This is a genomic window from Serratia ficaria (assembly GCF_900187015.1).
Lineage (GTDB): Bacteria > Pseudomonadota > Gammaproteobacteria > Enterobacterales > Enterobacteriaceae > Serratia > Serratia ficaria.
Window position 1 is genome coordinate 2878008 of the sequence record NZ_LT906479.1, and the last position, 15629, is coordinate 2893636.

General features: G+C 59.6%; 15 protein-coding genes and 1 pseudogene. 9 read left to right on the top strand and 7 right to left on the bottom strand.

Features of this window, described 5'->3' with window-relative positions; genetic code table 11:
- Positions 1 to 3: 3 nt before the first annotated feature.
- Positions 4 to 1707, bottom strand: a complete 1704-nt coding sequence (locus CKW09_RS13610) for a SulP family inorganic anion transporter (RefSeq protein ID WP_061795082.1) — start codon at positions 1705 to 1707, stop codon at positions 4 to 6.
- 232 nt (positions 1708 to 1939) lie between these two features.
- Here CKW09_RS13610 and CKW09_RS13615 point away from each other — a divergent pair, with 232 nt between their 5' ends.
- Entirely contained in the window at positions 1940 to 2479 is a 540-nt protein-coding gene (locus tag CKW09_RS13615) for a septation protein A (protein WP_061795081.1), read from the top strand.
- A gap of 75 nt (positions 2480 to 2554) precedes the next feature.
- Positions 2555 to 2983 carry an acyl-CoA thioester hydrolase YciA gene (gene yciA / locus CKW09_RS13620; RefSeq protein ID WP_061795080.1) on the top strand — a complete coding sequence of 143 codons (429 nt, stop codon included), beginning with the start codon at positions 2555 to 2557 and terminating at the stop codon, positions 2981 to 2983.
- Positions 2984 to 3048: 65 nt separating this feature from the next.
- Here yciA and tonB read toward each other — a convergent pair whose 3' ends face one another.
- Together tonB and CKW09_RS13630 are read right to left on the bottom strand one after the other, a co-directional pair.
- Complete coding sequence (gene tonB / locus CKW09_RS13625) at positions 3049 to 3786, bottom strand: TonB system transport protein TonB (protein WP_095097800.1); 738 nt, start codon at positions 3784 to 3786, stop codon at positions 3049 to 3051.
- A 236-nt stretch (positions 3787 to 4022) separates the two neighbouring features.
- Complete coding sequence (locus tag CKW09_RS13630; protein WP_061794472.1) at positions 4023 to 4676, bottom strand: epoxyqueuosine reductase QueH; 654 nt, start codon at positions 4674 to 4676, stop codon at positions 4023 to 4025.
- 177 nt (positions 4677 to 4853) lie between these two features.
- On the opposite strand from CKW09_RS13630, the gene CKW09_RS13635 reads away from it, so the two are divergent.
- From CKW09_RS13635 to CKW09_RS13645, 3 genes are all read left to right on the top strand, one after another.
- A complete protein-coding gene (locus CKW09_RS13635) occupies positions 4854 to 5150 on the top strand; it encodes a YciI family protein (RefSeq protein ID WP_061794473.1) in 297 nt (98 codons plus the stop codon).
- Positions 5151 to 5300: 150 nt separating this feature from the next.
- Positions 5301 to 6269: an amidohydrolase family protein gene (locus tag CKW09_RS13640; RefSeq protein ID WP_095097803.1), complete on the top strand. Its 969-nt coding sequence runs from the start codon at positions 5301 to 5303 to the stop codon at positions 6267 to 6269.
- Between the two features lie 88 nt (positions 6270 to 6357).
- A complete protein-coding gene (locus CKW09_RS13645) occupies positions 6358 to 8247 on the top strand; it encodes a hypothetical protein (protein WP_095097806.1) in 1890 nt (629 codons plus the stop codon).
- A gap of 157 nt (positions 8248 to 8404) precedes the next feature.
- On the opposite strand, the gene CKW09_RS13650 is transcribed toward CKW09_RS13645, so the two are convergent.
- The gene (locus tag CKW09_RS13650; protein WP_061794476.1) at positions 8405 to 8950 is read right to left on the bottom strand and encodes a TetR/AcrR family transcriptional regulator; all 546 of its coding nucleotides are present in this window, start codon (positions 8948 to 8950) and stop codon (positions 8405 to 8407) included.
- 126 nt (positions 8951 to 9076) lie between these two features.
- Here CKW09_RS13650 and CKW09_RS13655 point away from each other — a divergent pair.
- Together CKW09_RS13655 and CKW09_RS13660 are read left to right on the top strand one after the other, a co-directional pair.
- Positions 9077 to 10538 (top strand): annotated as a pseudogene (locus CKW09_RS13655) (MFS transporter).
- A gap of 199 nt (positions 10539 to 10737) precedes the next feature.
- Positions 10738 to 11229 (top strand): Dps family protein, encoded by a 492-nt coding sequence (locus CKW09_RS13660; protein WP_061794478.1) that lies wholly within the window; start codon positions 10738 to 10740, stop codon positions 11227 to 11229.
- A gap of 46 nt (positions 11230 to 11275) precedes the next feature.
- On the opposite strand, the gene CKW09_RS13665 is transcribed toward CKW09_RS13660, so the two are convergent.
- Positions 11276 to 11452 carry a YciY family protein gene (locus CKW09_RS13665; protein ID WP_095097809.1) on the bottom strand — a complete coding sequence of 59 codons (177 nt, stop codon included), beginning with the start codon at positions 11450 to 11452 and terminating at the stop codon, positions 11276 to 11278.
- A 240-nt stretch (positions 11453 to 11692) separates the two neighbouring features.
- On the opposite strand from CKW09_RS13665, the gene cls reads away from it, so the two are divergent.
- Both cls and CKW09_RS13675 read left to right on the top strand, forming a co-directional pair.
- Positions 11693 to 13153, top strand: coding sequence for a cardiolipin synthase (gene cls, locus CKW09_RS13670; RefSeq protein WP_061794480.1), 1461 nt, complete (start codon positions 11693 to 11695; stop codon positions 13151 to 13153).
- A 56-nt stretch (positions 13154 to 13209) separates the two neighbouring features.
- Positions 13210 to 13533, top strand: coding sequence for an HI1450 family dsDNA-mimic protein (locus CKW09_RS13675; protein WP_061794481.1), 324 nt, complete (start codon positions 13210 to 13212; stop codon positions 13531 to 13533).
- 71 nt (positions 13534 to 13604) lie between these two features.
- Here the strand turns inward: CKW09_RS13675 and oppF are convergent, their stop codons facing one another.
- Together oppF and oppD are read right to left on the bottom strand one after the other, a co-directional pair.
- Positions 13605 to 14606 carry a murein tripeptide/oligopeptide ABC transporter ATP binding protein OppF gene (oppF, locus tag CKW09_RS13680; RefSeq protein ID WP_061794482.1) on the bottom strand — a complete coding sequence of 334 codons (1002 nt, stop codon included), beginning with the start codon at positions 14604 to 14606 and terminating at the stop codon, positions 13605 to 13607.
- Positions 14603 to 15619: an ABC transporter ATP-binding protein gene (gene oppD / locus CKW09_RS13685; RefSeq protein ID WP_061794483.1), complete on the bottom strand. Its 1017-nt coding sequence runs from the start codon at positions 15617 to 15619 to the stop codon at positions 14603 to 14605. Before oppD ends, oppF begins: the two co-directional genes overlap by 4 nt.
- Positions 15620 to 15629: the final 10 nt, after the last annotated feature.

Consider the following 15629-nt stretch of genomic DNA (forward strand, 5'->3'; position numbering starts at 1 on the left):
TTTTTATGGCGCCGGCGGAGGATCCGCCTGTTCTTTGCTCTGAATCAGCTTCAGCGCCAGATACAAATCCGGCACCAATATCAGCTCCTTGTCGCGCCCCAGCCGATTGATGCGGAACCAGCGCGTCAGCTCGGTGCGCCGTCCCGCCAGCACCAGCTTCACGTTACGCTGTAACAGATCGCGTTTTAACTCATCGATGGCCGCCAGCACGCTGATGTCCGCGTGGGTAAAGCTGGCGACCGCGTCCACCACCACCCAACGCGGCTGGAACGGCGTGCCGTCCACCAGGTTGAGAATGCGCCGCTTGAAATAGGCGACGTTAAAATAGGTCAGCGGCGAGTTGAAGCGATACATCATCACGCCCGGCACCGGCCGGATGCCGTTGTTGTGGCCCATCGAGTGGATCATCCCCTCCTGGTTAACCCCCAGCAGTTGCTCCGTTGGCCGGAACACCGTGCGCAAGAACTGCATCAGCCCCAGCAGCACCGCCAGCCCGATGCCGCTGATCACCCCCACCAGCAACACGCACAGGAAGGTGAACATCGCCAGGCGGAAAGCCTGGGCGTTGCGGCGACGCAGGAGCCAGATACCGCGGAAATCCAGCAGCGACCAGGCCGCATACATCAGCACCACGCCCAGCCCCGCCACCGGAATGAACTGCAGCGGCGCCATCAGGAACAGCAGCACGAAGGCGATGACCACCGCGGCGATGATCGACACCAGCTGGCTTTTGCCGCCGTTGGCGTCGTTGACCGCGGTGCGCGAATCGGCGCCGCTGATGGCGAACCCCTGCGACAGCGCCGACACGATATTCACCAGGCCCAGCGCGCGGAATTCGGCGTCGGCGTTCACCTCATAACCGTTCTTGGCCGCAAAGCTGCGGGCGGTCAGCATCATGCTGACAAAGCTCACCACCGCCAGGTTGAGCGCCGGGATCACCATGTCGCGCAGCAGCCCCGGTTGAAAATCCGGCCACTGGACGATCGGCAATACGCCGCTGAACCCGCCGACCGTCACCACGCCGTGCCGCTGCAGGCCGCCCGCCCAGGTGACGAACGCCGCCAGCACGATGGCGAACAGCGGCGCCGGCCAGTTGGGCCGCCATTTTTTAAACCCGATCAGCGTTATCAGGGTCAGCAGCGATACCGCCATGGTCAGCCAGTCGCTGTGCAACAGATTGCCGGGCAGCGCGTAGATGCGCTCGATCAGCTGCGCCGGCCGCACCGCGAACCCCAGCACTTTGCCGATCTGATCGACGATGATGGTAATGGCCACCCCGTTCAACAGCCCGCTGAGGATCGGCCGCGACAGCAAATCCGCCAGCGCACCCAGCCTGAAGCGGCTGGCCAGCAGGCACCAGCCCCCCATCATCGCCGTCATCATGATGGTCAACTGCCAATGCCGCTCCATGTTGCCGGCGGCCAGCGGCGTGACCACCGCGGCGATCACCGCGCAGGTGGCGGCGTCCGGCCCGACGATCAGTTGGCGGGAGGAGCCGAACAGCGCATAGGCCACCATCGGCAAAATGCAGGAATAAAGCCCCACTACCGGGCTGACGCCGGCCAGTTCGGCGTAGGCGATGGCGACCGGCAGCGCGACGGCGGCCACTGAAAGCCCGGCGCGCATGTCCGGCTTGAGCCAGCTGCGTTGATACCCTAACAAGTGCGTCAAACCAGGCGTCAGGGCCTGGAGAGATTTCCACTGCATGCTATTTCCCGTGGTAAATTATGCGCCTATTATTACGCTTACTATGCGGCGCGCCGGCGAGACTGGCAATCCGCCCGCTGCGAACTCGCGACTTCAAGCGTAAGTTTATGCAAATTCCTGCTTTCGCGGCAGAAATCCGCCGGCCAAACGCCGATAATCGACCGCTCCCGGCGGTACACAGAGCCCGTCGAATCCGGTATAGTCGGCCGATGAACAGTTGATGGATTGATTTATGAAGCAGTTTCTAGATTTCCTCCCGCTAATTGTCTTTTTTGCTTTTTACAAGCTGTACGATATCTACGTCGCTTCCGGCGCGCTGATCGTCGCTACCGCCCTGGCGTTGGTGTTCACCTGGGTGAAATACCGCAAGGTCGAGAAGATGACGCTGATCACCTTCCTGATGGTGCTGGTGTTCGGCACCCTGACGCTGGTATTCCATAACGATTTGTTTATCAAATGGAAAGTGACGGTCATCTACGCTCTGTTTGCGCTGGCGTTGCTGATCAGCCAGCTGGTGCTGAAAAAACCGCTGGTACAGCGCATGTTGGGCAAAGAGCTGACGCTGCCGGACAAGGTGTGGAGCAATCTGAACCTCGCCTGGGCGGTCTTCTTCCTGGCCTGCGGCCTGGCGAACATCTACGTCGCCTTCTGGCTGCCGCAAAGCGTGTGGGTCAATTTTAAAGTGTTCGGCCTGACGGTGCTGACGCTGGTGTTCACCCTGCTCAGCGGCGTTTACATTTACCGGCACATGCCGGAAGAACAGAAAAAATAGTTACAAAATTGTTAATGCCTGCGGCGCTTGCCGCGGGCAGTATGATGGTATCCCTTCTTTGATAAGCAGACAGCGATGACACAACAACGACCTTTACCGAGCGGCGAATTGGTGCTGCGCACGTTGGCGATGCCGGCGGACACTAACGCCAACGGCGATATCTTCGGCGGCTGGCTCATGTCGCAAATGGATATCGGCGGCGCCATCCAGGCCAAGGAAATCGCCGAAGGCCGCGTAGTCACGGTGCGCGTCGACGGCATGACCTTTCTGAAACCGGTAGCCGTGGGCGACGTGGTTTGCTGCTATGCCAACTGTATCCGCACCGGGCGCAGCTCCATCACCATCAACATTGAAGTGTGGGTAAAGAAAGTCTCTTCCGCCCCTATCGGCCAGCGTTACCGCGCGACCGAAGCGGTGTTTACCTATGTGGCGGTGGATGACGAAGGCAACTCGCGCGCCCTGCCCGACGGCAAGATGAACTTCCGCGTCGGCTTCGAAGAATAAGCTGAACTGCCGAAGGTAAAAAGGGTCGCCGCGGCGACCCTTTTCTTTTGGCGTAAGCCTCAATATCAGTTCATTTCGGTGGTGCCGTTCAATTTGAAGCGGATAGTAACGAAGCGATCTTTCGCCTCTTTCGCTTCATAACGCCATTTACGCAGCGCCTGCTTCACTTCGCGCTCGAACATATTACGCGGTTCGGCGGACAGAATGCGCACGTTGCTCACCCGGCCGTCGCTGTCGATGTCGAACTGCACCCGCACGTTACCTTCAATCTGCAACGCTCTGGCGCGCGGCGGATAGATGGGATCGGCACGGCTGATCGGTTTCGGCCCTACGTCCCGCGAATTGCCCTGCACCGGCGCAGACGGCGCCTGCTTCACCGGCGCTTTGTCAATCGGCTTGGCCGGCGCGTCGTTTTCGAACGGCGAAGGTTCGCGCGGCTCCACTTTCTTCGGCGCGGGCTTGACCTGCTTCTCAACCTTCGGCTTGGGTTTCGGCTTGGGCTTGGGCTTTACCGGCTCCGGCTTCAGGATCGCCTTCGGCGGTGGCTCCGGTATCGGTTCCGGCTCGGGTTCTGGCTCCACCTGCGGCGGCTCGGGTTCGGCCGGCGCGGGCGGCGGCGGTTCCGCCATCGCGGCGGTATTGACCATCATGACGCTGATCGGCGCGTCCTCGGGCTTGGGCAGGTCCATCACTTCTTTGACGGAAGCATAGAGCAAGCCCACCACCAGGGCGCTATGTAAGCCAACGGACAGGACAATCGGCACTGACAAACGGCGATTAAGGAACATCTTTTTTAGCGGCATAATGATTCTGTTTCCTCTGGTTCGCCAAGTTTAAATGCAAATAGCAATCATATTCAATAACGAAAGGCAAACTATCGCTTTAATCGTCAGTATTGGCGGTTAAAACCAGCAAACTCATAAGGATATTAACCTTCGCGTTGCCTTTTAACTGAGCGATTTACACGCTTCGTTAACCTGTTTCACTCACGCTAAAAATAAAAAAACCCGCCGTAGCGGGTCGTTATCGCGATTGCGGGTTATTCTTCGTCGCCATAGTACAGCACGCCCAGCTTAATCAGCGGTCGTCCCTGCGCTTTGCGATGCAGGTTGGTATCGCGCAGCGAATAAACGCAGCCGCAGTATTCCTGCTGATAAAAGCGTTCGCGCTTGCTGATTTCGATCATTCGCGACGCGCCGCCCTTCTTGCGCCAGTTGTAGTCCCAATACAGCAGATCGGGGTATTTCTCCGCCGCGCGGATGCCGCAATCGGTGATCTGCTGCATGTTCTTCCAGCGGGAAATGCCCAGCGAGCTGGAAATCGCGTCATAGCCATGTTCATGCGCATACAGGGCGGTGCGTTCAAAGCGCATATCGAAACACATGGTGCAGCGAATGCCGCGCTCCGGCTCATGCTCCATGCCCTTGGCGCGGGCAAACCAGTTGTCGGTATCATAGTCGGCGTCAATGATAGGCACCCCGTGCTGCTCGGCAAAGCGAATGTTCTCCTCCTTGCGCAGCAAATATTCCTTTTGCGGGTGAATATTCGGGTTATAGAAGAAAATGGCGTACTCGATGCCGGAAGCCTGAATGGCCTCCATCACTTCGCCGGAACAGGGCGCACAGCAAGAATGCAGCAGCAGTTTGCTTTTCCCCTCGGGCAAATCGAGTTTTTCCCTCACCAGTTCCGTCATTTCCTCACCTCCGAGACATGTCTGTTTAACCGCGCGGCGCACTATACGAATAAAAACTAGCTGCTTCAAGGCATAAGCGCCAACCGCAATGAAAATCCGTCGGGCGCCGTTCCCTTGTCCCGCCTTTTGCGTTACCTTGGATTTACCGTTTTATAGCAATGATTTTAAAGGTGAAACATGCTTTATCTGATCTACGCGCAAGACGTTCCCCACTCGCTGGAAAATCGCCTGTCGGTGCGCCCGGCTCACCTGGCGCGCCTGCAGGCGCTGCGCGACGCCGGCCGTCTGGTGCTGGCGGGGCCGAACCCGGCCATCGACAGCAACGACCCGGGCGCCGCCGGCTTTACCGGTTCGACGGTGATTGCCGAATTCGCCTCGCTGGCCGACGCCCAGGCCTGGGCCGAGCAGGATCCTTACGTCGCCGCCGGCGTCTATGCCGAAGTGACGGTCAAGCCGTTCAAACAGGTGTTCTGACCCCACTCCTGCGCATTAACCAAGCGCGTTCCCTGTCCAGAACGTGCTTTTCCCCCATCCATCCGGTCCAAAAAATGCCCGGCCGCGGTGAGTGAAACCCGCCGCGCCTATACTGTCAAAGAGCGATTTTCGACAACCGGGAGAAGACCGATGCGACTGGACGTACATGCCCACCTGTGGAGCGCGGAGTATCTGGACCTTTTGCAGTCGCTAGGCGTACGGGAGGTTGCCGAGTATCGACAGTTGGGCGCGGGCAGCACCGCGCGCGAACTCGCCGCGCGTTTCGCCCTGCTGGACGCCGCCGATATCGACATGCAAATTCTGTCGGCGACGCCGCTCTCCCCGCACTTCGAAGATGAAAAAACCGCCGTCGACGCGGCGCGGCGGATAAATGACGAATACGCCGCCGTGGTGCAGCAATATCCGCGCCGATTTCGCGCAATCGCCTCCCTGCCGCTGCCGCATATCGACGCCTCTCTGCGCGAGCTGGAGCGTGCGCTCTCCGAACTGGGCATGCTGGGCGCCTGCATCACCACTTCGGTGCTGGGCCTCTCCATCGCCAACCCGCTGTTCGACCCGCTTTATCAGGAGCTCGATCGCCGCAGCAGCGTGCTGGCCCTTCATCCGGCAGGCCGCGGCGCGCTGTCTCCATTGATTGCCGACTATCAGCTGACCTGGGCGATCGGCGCTCCGGTCGAGGATACCGTGGCGGCGATGCACCTCATCGTTAACGGCATCCCTAAACGTTTCCCGCGGATGAAAATCATCGTGCCGCATTTAGGCGGCCTGTTGCCGATGGCGCTGGAACGGATCGATCAAACCCTGGCCTGGGAAGCGCCGAATACCCCCGAACGGCCGAGCCTCGCCGCACAGCGCCTGTGGTACGACACCGTCGGCCATGATCACCCTCCCGCCTTGCGCGCCGCGGTAGACTCGTTCGGCGCCGAACGGCTGCTGTTCGGCACCGATTTCCCGTTCCAGCCAGGGGATTTGTTCCAAACCACGGTGGAGTATATCCGGCGCTCCGGCCTGCCGGAGCCGCAGATCGCCGCCATTCTGGATGGCAATGCGGCCCGGCTGTTTGGCCTGCCGGAGCGCGGCGCGTTCACTGACGAATAGCACAACGGCCTTCCTTTGATACCCGGCGCATCAAGGCATAGACTCAAATTGCTGTATATAATTACAGTATTCTTTGAGGATAAAAAATATGGATACTTGCCCTGACATCGCCACGCTGAGAAGCCGCATACCGACTGCCGCCGGTGAACAGATCGCCGTTGCGGCTTATTATGACGACTGGAGCGCCAACAACCGCCAACCCACCGGCGGCGGCACCTTCGTCGCCAAGGCGCAATCGACCCCCGCTGACGACGGCGGCATGTTTATTCGCCCCAACGCCTCATGGGTCTGGGTGCGTACACTCGACGTTGCCGGCACGCTGTCCCCTTATGTGTATGGCGCAAAGGGTGACGGCATCAATGATGACACCGCCGCCATTCAACAGGCTCATGACTACGCCAGTTCGCTGGCGTCCCTCAGCGGTTCGCGCATACTGAAAAACGGCAACCTGGTATTTGGCAATGGCCGTTTCAAATGCCTGGCGACGCTGAATCTCAATGTAAAAACGGTCGATTACGATTTCTCCGGCGCCCTGCTGGACTTTTCGGCCCTCGCGCACGGCACCGAGGCGAAACGCATGGCCGCCATCGCATGGCAAAACGGCGCCGGTTATACCCAGGGCAATCTCAGCGCCCGCAATCTGCGCATGATTGGCCCCGGCGCAGACTCATTCGTCGATGGCATGACCTTCTCCACGTCGCTGTCGGAGAGCTATGCGCGCAACTCGCTGACTTTCCAGGGCGGCGCTGTCGAAGGCTTTGCTTACGGCCTGACGGGAACCAGCCATTTCTACTTCCTGCGCATGTACGGCTTTACCTTTAACCACTGTGACATCTGCTACTACTTCCCGAACAACGCCACAGACTCCGGCGAAGAAATGAACTTCCACAGCTGTGTGTTCGCGCAAAGCAACTGCGGCGTAAAACTGCAGGGCGGCTACAGCTATTTCTTCAATTGCTCCTTCGACTATATCTACGGGAAAAATGGCGAACAAACCTCAACCAGTCACGTGGGAAAATACATGCACATCGAGGGCGGGCAGCATATTTTCCGCGATTGCCATGTCGAGGGCTACGGGCCGCAGAATTACATCATGAACGTCCCCGACGATAAAAGTTGCAAAGTTAACGTTATCGGCGGCCTGTTCACCTTCAAAGCCGGCGGCAGTCCATCCACCTACCCGACCACCAGCAACCCTTTTTATGTCGGCAACCTGGCGCGAGTGGTGTTTGAAAAGGTCAATATCGGCCAAATGCAACAAGGCGGCGATGCCAACGTCAGCGGCTGGTTCGACGGCACCGGCTCGGTATCGTTGCACGATACGCATCTGCCCATCGCCTGGCCGTATCTGCTGACGCAGGTACGTACCGATGCGGCGGTGCAGGACAACTGGCTCGACAGTTCGACCTATACCAGCGGCGCCGGCAATGAAAAATGGACCGAGGAAGTGTGGGTACTGCCGCCGGGCGGCGTCAACACCGTGCGCAAGTCCCGCTATGGTTGGGGTACCGAAAACAGCACCAACTTCAGCATCATTCGGCAAACCGGCTTCGTTTCCCTGGGGCGCAACCTTGCCGCAGGAAGCGGCGTGTTCCAGGCCGTTCTGGGAACCATCAAGTTGAAAGGTTACGGCAGCGTCATTCATCATATTCGCGCCAATACCTATGCCGGAGAGGGGCAAAGCTGTCAGGTCAAAATCGTTTGGGCAAAATTGAGCGAGTTTGGCGCGCAACAGGATGTCGAACCGAAAATCCTGATGCAGCAAACCGGCCATTCGTATACCTATAATTTCAGCGGCAGCGAATCCCAGCTGAAAACCGAAGTTATTCCAGGGCAAATGCAAGGTTACGCCACCCAGCCGCCGTCATTTGAGCGAGCGCCGGATTGGGCTACCCATGCTTTCCTGTTGGTTGACACGACGAAAATGAAGAGCAATTTCGATCTGCGCATTACCGATGTCTATCTGCGACAGGTCTAATCGCCCAACCTTGCCGACAGCCGCGAAATTTCGCGGCTTTTTTACAAAAAAAAGCCAGCACGGAGCGGCTGGCCAAAGGGTTCTTCGAGGGAATATCTTGTCCGGCAAGCATACTCCCGCCCGCCGGCGTTGCTCCATCTATCGCTGCGATAGGCGGCTATTTGGGGTCCAGAATCAACGCCTGCATATCGGTGAACATCGTTTCCCATTCAGCCTGATCGATATCCATTAAGCCAAAGTAACGCAGCATGAAAGCCCCTTCGGTGGCCAGAAAAGCCAGCCGCGCGCGCTTGCCCTCTTCGCTGCGCAGATCCAGCCCGGCGATGCGGCTGCGATACCATGCGCGCGAGCTTTCCAGGTGTTCCGGCGTCTGGATCAACGTCGCCATCAGCCCCGCCGCCTTGGCGCTGGAGGCCTGATCCGAACTGCAGGTCGCCTGCATATGCGCCCTGACGCTGGTGATGGCCGAAGGATCCTCACCGGCAATGGCGTCGAATACCCGGTCGTAAGCCTTGCCCCAGCGATCGAACATCGCATCGATCAGCGCGTCCTTACTGCCGAAGCAATATTGCACTCCGCCTTTGGAGATGCCCATCGCCTTGGCGACGGAATCAATGGTCAGGCCGGCGGCGCCCTGGGTGGCGACTATCTCTTCGGCCACGTCCAGAACCTTGTCGCGATCGATGCTGCGTTGACGCCCCATTGAGAAACCCCTCTTTTCAATACGTACGTATGGATATATATTGGCACCAGTATATCACCCGGCAACCCCGGTGGGTTACTCGCTATGGCGGCGCCACCGCGTCGCCCACATTTGTGGAATATTATTATGCACGCCAATAACCGCTGGTTGATCCTGGCAATGATCTCCAGCGCACTGTTTCTGATTGTCATCGATATGACGGTGTTATACACCGCACTGCCGCGGCTGACCCAGGCGCTGGACGCCGGCGCCTCGCAAAAACTCTGGATCGTCAACGCCTACCCGCTGGTGGTCGCCGGCCTGTTGCCCGGCGCCGGCATGCTGAGCGATCGCATCGGCCATAAGCGGCTGTTTATCTCCGGCCTGCCGGTGTTCGCCGCCGCTTCGCTGTGCGCGGCCTTCTCGCCCAGCGCGGAATGGCTGATCGCCGCGCGGGTGTTCCTCGCCGTGGGCGCGGCGATGATGATGCCGGCGACCCTGTCCATCGTTCGCCACGTGTTTACCGACGATGGCGAACGCGCGCTGGCGATCGGCATCTGGGCGGCGGTCGCGTCCGGCGGCGCGGCCATCGGCCCGGTGGTCGGCGGCCTGCTGCTGGAGTATTTCTGGTGGGGATCGGTATTCCTGATCAACGTGCCGGTGGTATTGCTGGTATTGCCGCTGGCGTGGCGCTTGATCCCGCACTGCGGGGGAGACAATCCGCGCCCTTACGACATTGTCGGTTCGGTGCAAATCATGGCCGGACTGGTGGGCGCTATCTACGCCCTGAAAGAGTTGAGCAAGCCGGCGCCCTCTTTCGGCGCCCTGGCGATGGCCGCCATCATCGGCGTGCTGTTTCTCACCCTGTTCGTGCGCCGCCAACTGCGCAGCGACAGCCCGATGATCGACTTTTCGCTGTTCCGCAACCCGCTGTTCGCCGGCGGCGTTGCTGTCGATGGTGGCGTTGATCGGCGTCGAGCTGGTGTTGAGCCAACGCCTGCAGCTGGTATTGGGCCTGAGCCCCTTGCAGGCGGCGCTGTTCATTTTGCCTATCCCGCTGGCCTCGGCGCTGGCCGCCCCCATGGCCGGCCTGCTGCTGCCGCGTTATGGCGAACGCCGCATCATCCTCGGCGGTTTTATGCTGACCGCGCTCGGCATCGCCGGGTTGGCGGCGCTGTACCAAAGCGGCCTGGCGCTGCAGCTGGTTTGCCTGTTTATCAGCGGGTTCGGGCTGGGCGGCGCAATCACCTCCGCGTCTACCGCCATCATGCTAAGCGCGCCGGAGGAGAAATCCGGCATGGCGGCGTCGATTGAGGATGTGTCCTATGAACTGGGCGGCGTATTGGGCATCACGCTGCTCGGCGGATTGATGACGGCGGTTTACAGCCACAGCCTGGCGTTGCCGGCCGATCTGGCGGTGGGAAACCTGGCCTATGACAGCATCGACGAAGCGCTGCGGCTGGCCGCCGGTCTGGCGGCCGATCGAGCGCAGCAATTGACCCAATTGGCGCGTCAGGCCTTCGACCAGGCGTTTATTGCCGTATTGATCGCCGCGGCGTCATTAATGGCGCTGGGCGCCGGCGCGGTCAAATTGGCATTGCGCAAATAAGCGGCAAAACCGACTTTTGCCGTTAACAGATCCTGCGTAAACTGATTGGGCAATTTGCTTCACGGATTTATCGCCATTGGTTTTAGCGATGGCAATGATGCTTTAAATCGCATTTAACCCTGTGATAAATCCGGTTACTGTGTGTGTTATGGAAACTATCCTGTCTACCCTCGGAACGAATAATCAGGAGAAGATTATTATGGCAACGGCGAAGAAAGCGACCAAGACCCATATCGGCCTCGACAGTAAACAATCGGCAAAGCTGGCCGAAGCGCTGAACGCGCTGCTGGCGAATTACCAGGTGTTATATATGAACGTGCGCGGCTACCACTGGAATATTAGCGGCCCGCATTTCTTTGAGCTGCACGTTAAATTCGAAGAGACCTATAACGATCTGCTGACCAAGGTGGATGAGCTGGCGGAGCGTATTCTGACGCTGGGTTCACAGCCGCGGCATGCATACAGCGACTATTTGAAAACCGCCGATATCAAGGAGGACACCAACGTGACCGACGATAAAGGCACGCTGGGCGGCTTGCTGGGCGGTTATTCGGTACTGCTGCAGCAACAGCGCGCGCTGCTGGCGCTGGCCGCCGACGCGGGCGATGAAGGCACCGCTTCGCTGATGAGCGACTACATCAAGGAGCAGGAAAAACAGGTTTGGATGCTCAACGCCTACCTGGGCAAATAATTCCTGCCGCCATGATAAAACAGTCCCTGACGGGACTGTTTTCGTTTTACCATTCGCAGGAAACCACGAACAGCAGCGAGCGCCGGTGCTGGTCGTCCAGCCGGCGGCACACCCGGATGATATGCCGGTTGCTGCACGACTGGCGCTCCAGCCAACGATGCCTGCGGCGCTGGCTCTGCCGCAACATCCGCCAGCGGCCCACTTCGTTTCTACTGCGTCTCATAATTTCATCACTCGTCCGTCAAATGCCAACCGCGGGCATTATAGCCCTTTCCGCCGGCGATCCAAGTCGCCGTCGCTGCGGCCGCTGCCGGGCAAGCGTCCGAAAAGCCACATTTTATTTTCAGCAAGTGCCTTAACTTCATCATATTTATGCAACATAAGCGCCGATAAAAGGTTTCCCCTTTATCAATCTGTGCGTACACTCTTCGTTGGTGGTTTGCGAACGGGATTTTTCGCCTTTATGACAACATTTTATACTGTAATCAGTTGGCTCATGGTGTTCGGTTACTGGCTGCTTATCGCCGGGGTGACGCTGCGCATTCTGATGAAACGCCGCACCGTGCCTTCGGCCATGGCCTGGCTGCTGGTTATCTATATTCTGCCGCTGTTCGGCATCGTCGCCTATTTATCCTTTGGCGAACTGCATTTGGGCAAGCGGCGCGCCGAGCGCGCCAAGGCGATGTGGCCTTCCACCGCCCGCTGGCTGAACGAACTGAAGGAAAGCCGCAGGATCTTTGCCACCGAATACAGCGAGGTCGCCAGACCGCTGTTCCAGCTGTGCGATCGCCGGCAAGGCATCGACGGCGTCAAGGGCAACCAGCTCCAGCTGCTCACCACCACCGATGACACCCTGAAGGCGCTGATCCGCGACATCGAGCTGGCCCGCCACAATATCGAGATGGTGTTCTATATCTGGCAGCCGGGCGGCCTGGTCGATCAGGTGGCCGAATCGCTGATGGCCGCCGCACGGCGCGGCGTGCACTGCCGCCTGATGCTGGATTCCGCCGGCAGCCTGCAGTTTTTCCGCAGCCCCTACCCGGGAATGATGCGCAATGCCGGCATCGAAGTGGTCGAAGCGCTGAAGGTGAATCTGTTCCGCGTGTTCCTGCGCCGCATGGATTTGCGCCAGCACCGCAAGGTGGTGCTGATCGACAACTACATCGCCTACACCGGCAGCATGAACATGGTCGACCCGCGTTACTTTAAACAGGACGCCGGCGTCGGCCAGTGGATTGACCTGATGGCGCGCATGGAAGGCCCGGTGGCCACCACCATGGGCATCGTCTACGCCTGCGACTGGGAGATAGAAACCGGCAAGCGCATTCTGCCGCCGCCGCCGGACGTCAATATCATGCCGTTCGAGCAGGAAAGCGGCCATACCATTCAGGTAATCGCCTCCGGTCCGGGCTTCCCGGAGGAGATGATCCACCAGGCGCTGCTGACCGCGGTCTATTCCGCCCGCGAACAGTTGATCATGACCACCCCCTACTTCGTGCCGAGCGACGATCTGCTGCACGCCATCTGCACCGCCGCCCTTCGCGGCGTAGAGGTCAGCATCATCGTGCCGCGCGACAACGACTCCATGATGGTGCGCTGGGCCAGCCGGGCGTTCTTCTCCGAGCTGCTGGAGGCCGGGGTCAACATCTACCAGTTCGAAGGCGGCCTGCTGCATACCAAGAGCGTATTGGTCGACGGCCAGCTCAGCCTGGTCGGCACCGTCAACCTCGACATGCGCAGCCTGTGGCTCAACTTCGAGATCACGCTGGTGATCGACGACGACGGCTTCGGCAGCGATCTGGCCTGCGTGCAGGAAGACTATATCGCCCGTTCGCAGCTGCTGGACGCCAAGGAGTGGCTGAAACGGCCATACTGGCACCGCCTGCTCGAGCGGCTGTTCTACTTTTTCAGCCCGCTGCTGTAAAAGCCGCGGCGAGCGTGCTTTAATAACGCCAAATCATTTGTTATCAGGATTTTTTTATGGATTTGAATAACCGCCTTACCGAAGACGAAACGCTGGAACAGGCCTACGACATTTTCCTGGAGTTGGCCGGCGACAATCTGGATCCGGCGGATATTCTGCTGTTCAACCTGCAGTTTGAGGAACGCGGCGGCGCCGAGCTGTACGACCCGGCCGAAGACTGGCAGGAACATGTGGATTTCGATCTGAACCCGGACTTCTTCGCCGAAGTGGTGATTGGCCTGGCGGACAGCGACGGCGAACCGATCAACGACGTGTTCGCCCGGGTGCTGCTGTGCCGCGAGAAAGACCACAAGCTGTGCCACATTTTGTGGAAAGAGTGAGTTTCCGCTCCGCCGGATAAAAAAAGCCCCGCTGAATCAGCGGGGCTTTTTGTTGGCATAAACCCTAAACGCTATAAAGGATCGACCTTGAGGCAGGATACCGCATGGCGGAAGCTGCCTTCCAGCAACGGACGCGTTTTGGCGCACTCCGGCCCGGCTATCGGGCAGCGGGTGCGGAATACGCAGCCCGACGGCGGGTTGATCGGCGAAGGCAGTTCCCCTTCCAGCAACTGGATCCGCTTTTCCTTTTCCTTGTCCGGATCGGGGATCGGCACCGCCGACATCAGCGCCTTGGTGTAAGGATGCTGCGGGTTGTGGTACACCTCGTCATAGGTGCCCAGCTCCACCGCATGCCCCAGATACATCACCAGCACGCGATCGGAAATGTGCTTCACCACCGCCAGGTCGTGGGCGATGAAGATCAGCGACAGCCCCATCTCGCGCTGCAGCTGCTGCAGCAGGTTGACCACCTGCGCCTGAATCGATACGTCCAGCGCCGAGACCGGTTCGTCGCAGATCACCAGCTTCGGCTCGAGGATCAGCGCGCGCGCGATGCCGATACGCTGGCATTGGCCGCCGGAGAACTCGTGCGGGTAGCGGTTGATCAGGTTAGGCAGCAACCCGACCTTCAGCATCATCGCCTTCACCTTGTCTTTCACTTCCTGGCGCGGCATTTTCGGGTAGTAGGTGCGCAGCGGTTCGGCGATGATTTCGCCGATGGTCATGCGCGGGTTCAGCGAGGCCAGCGGATCCTGGAAGATCATCTGGATATCGCTGCGGGTCTTGCGCCAGTCGGCGTCGTTCATGCCGAGCAGGTCTTTGCCCAACCAGGCGACGCGGCCGCTGGTGGCCTTCACCAGGCCGATAATGGCGCGGGCGAAGGTCGACTTGCCGCAGCCGGACTCGCCGACCACGCCCAGCGTTTCGCCCTCGAACAGCCGCAGCGTCACGCCGTCGACCGCCTTCAGGGTTTTCGCCGGCTGCCAGAACCACTGTTTGTCATCATGAATGTCGAAGTGCACTTTCAGATCGGCCACTTCGAGCAGCACTTTCTTGTCGGTTACCGCTGTCATACCAACGCCTCCACCGGTTTAAAGCAGGCGCGCAGGCGCCCTTCACCAAACTGCTCCAACGGCGGAGCGCTCGCGCATTGCTCCATCGCGTACGGGCAACGCGGTTGGAACGGGCAGCCTTTCGGCAAACGCAACAGGTTCGGCGGGTTGCCGGGGATGGTCATCAGCGCCTCGCCTTCGGCGTCCAGGCGCGGCACCGCGTTCAGCAGGCCGATCGAGTACGGGTGGCTCGGATGATAGAACACGTCGCGCGCGCTGCCGTACTCCATGGTGCGGCCGGCATACATCACCAGCACCTTGTTGCAGATGCCGGCGACCACCCCCAGATCGTGGGTGATCATGATAATGGCGGTGTTGAACTCGCGCTTCAGCTCATTCAACAGCGTCATGATCTGCGCCTGTACGGTCACGTCCAGCGCGGTGGTCGGTTCGTCGGCGATCAACAGCTTGGGCCGGCACAGCAGCGCCATGGCGATCATCACGCGCTGGCGCATGCCGCCGGAGAACTCGTGCGGGTACATGCGCATGCGCTTGCGCGCCTCCGGCATTTTTACCGCATCGAGCATGCGCACCGACTCTTCAAAGGCTTCGCTCTTGCTCATCTTTTTATGCAGCATCAGCACTTCCATCAGCTGCTCGCCGACGCGCATATAGGGATTGAGCGAGGTCATCGGATCCTGGAAAATCATCGAGATCTCTTCCGCCCGCAGCTTGTTGAGCTGGTTTTCCGGCAGGTTGAGGATCTCGCGGCCGTTAAACCTGGCCGAACCGCCGATGCGGCCGTTGCTGGCCAGCAGCCCCATCAGCGCGAAGGCGGTCTGGGATTTGCCGGAGCCGGATTCGCCGACGATGCCCAGCGTTTCGCCGGCGCGCAGGTCGAAGTTCAGATCGTTCACCGCCGTGACGTCGCCGTCCGGGGTGCCGAAGGTCACGCGCAGGTCTTTTACATCCAACAACAGCGAAGATTTGGCGCCGACGCTGCTTTGCAACTGCGGATTTTCAATGGTGCTCATGATTGCACTC

Bases quoted from the DNA above. Each gene is read 5' to 3' on its own strand.
- oppF (WP_061794482.1), bottom strand. From the start codon at position 14,606: ATGACAGCGGTAACCGACAAGAAAGTGCTGCTCGAAGTGGCCGATCTG.
- CKW09_RS13665 (WP_095097809.1), bottom strand. From the start codon at position 11,452: ATGAGACGCAGTAGAAACGAAGTGGGCCGCTGGCGGATGTTGCGGCAG.
- CKW09_RS13640 (WP_095097803.1), top strand. From the start codon at position 5,301: ATGCGACTGGACGTACATGCCCACCTGTGGAGCGCGGAGTATCTGGAC.
- yciA (WP_061795080.1), top strand. From the start codon at position 2,555: ATGACACAACAACGACCTTTACCGAGCGGCGAATTGGTGCTGCGCACG.
- CKW09_RS13615 (WP_061795081.1), top strand. From the start codon at position 1,940: ATGAAGCAGTTTCTAGATTTCCTCCCGCTAATTGTCTTTTTTGCTTTT.
- CKW09_RS13650 (WP_061794476.1), bottom strand. From the start codon at position 8,950: ATGGGGCGTCAACGCAGCATCGATCGCGACAAGGTTCTGGACGTGGCC.
- CKW09_RS13660 (WP_061794478.1), top strand. From the start codon at position 10,738: ATGGCAACGGCGAAGAAAGCGACCAAGACCCATATCGGCCTCGACAGT.
- CKW09_RS13675 (WP_061794481.1), top strand. From the start codon at position 13,210: ATGGATTTGAATAACCGCCTTACCGAAGACGAAACGCTGGAACAGGCC.
- CKW09_RS13630 (WP_061794472.1), bottom strand. From the start codon at position 4,676: ATGACGGAACTGGTGAGGGAAAAACTCGATTTGCCCGAGGGGAAAAGC.
- cls (WP_061794480.1), top strand. From the start codon at position 11,693: ATGACAACATTTTATACTGTAATCAGTTGGCTCATGGTGTTCGGTTAC.
- CKW09_RS13645 (WP_095097806.1), top strand. From the start codon at position 6,358: ATGGATACTTGCCCTGACATCGCCACGCTGAGAAGCCGCATACCGACT.
- tonB (WP_095097800.1), bottom strand. From the start codon at position 3,786: ATGCCGCTAAAAAAGATGTTCCTTAATCGCCGTTTGTCAGTGCCGATT.
- CKW09_RS13635 (WP_061794473.1), top strand. From the start codon at position 4,854: ATGCTTTATCTGATCTACGCGCAAGACGTTCCCCACTCGCTGGAAAAT.
- oppD (WP_061794483.1), bottom strand. From the start codon at position 15,619: ATGAGCACCATTGAAAATCCGCAGTTGCAAAGCAGCGTCGGCGCCAAA.
- CKW09_RS13610 (WP_061795082.1), bottom strand. From the start codon at position 1,707: ATGCAGTGGAAATCTCTCCAGGCCCTGACGCCTGGTTTGACGCACTTG.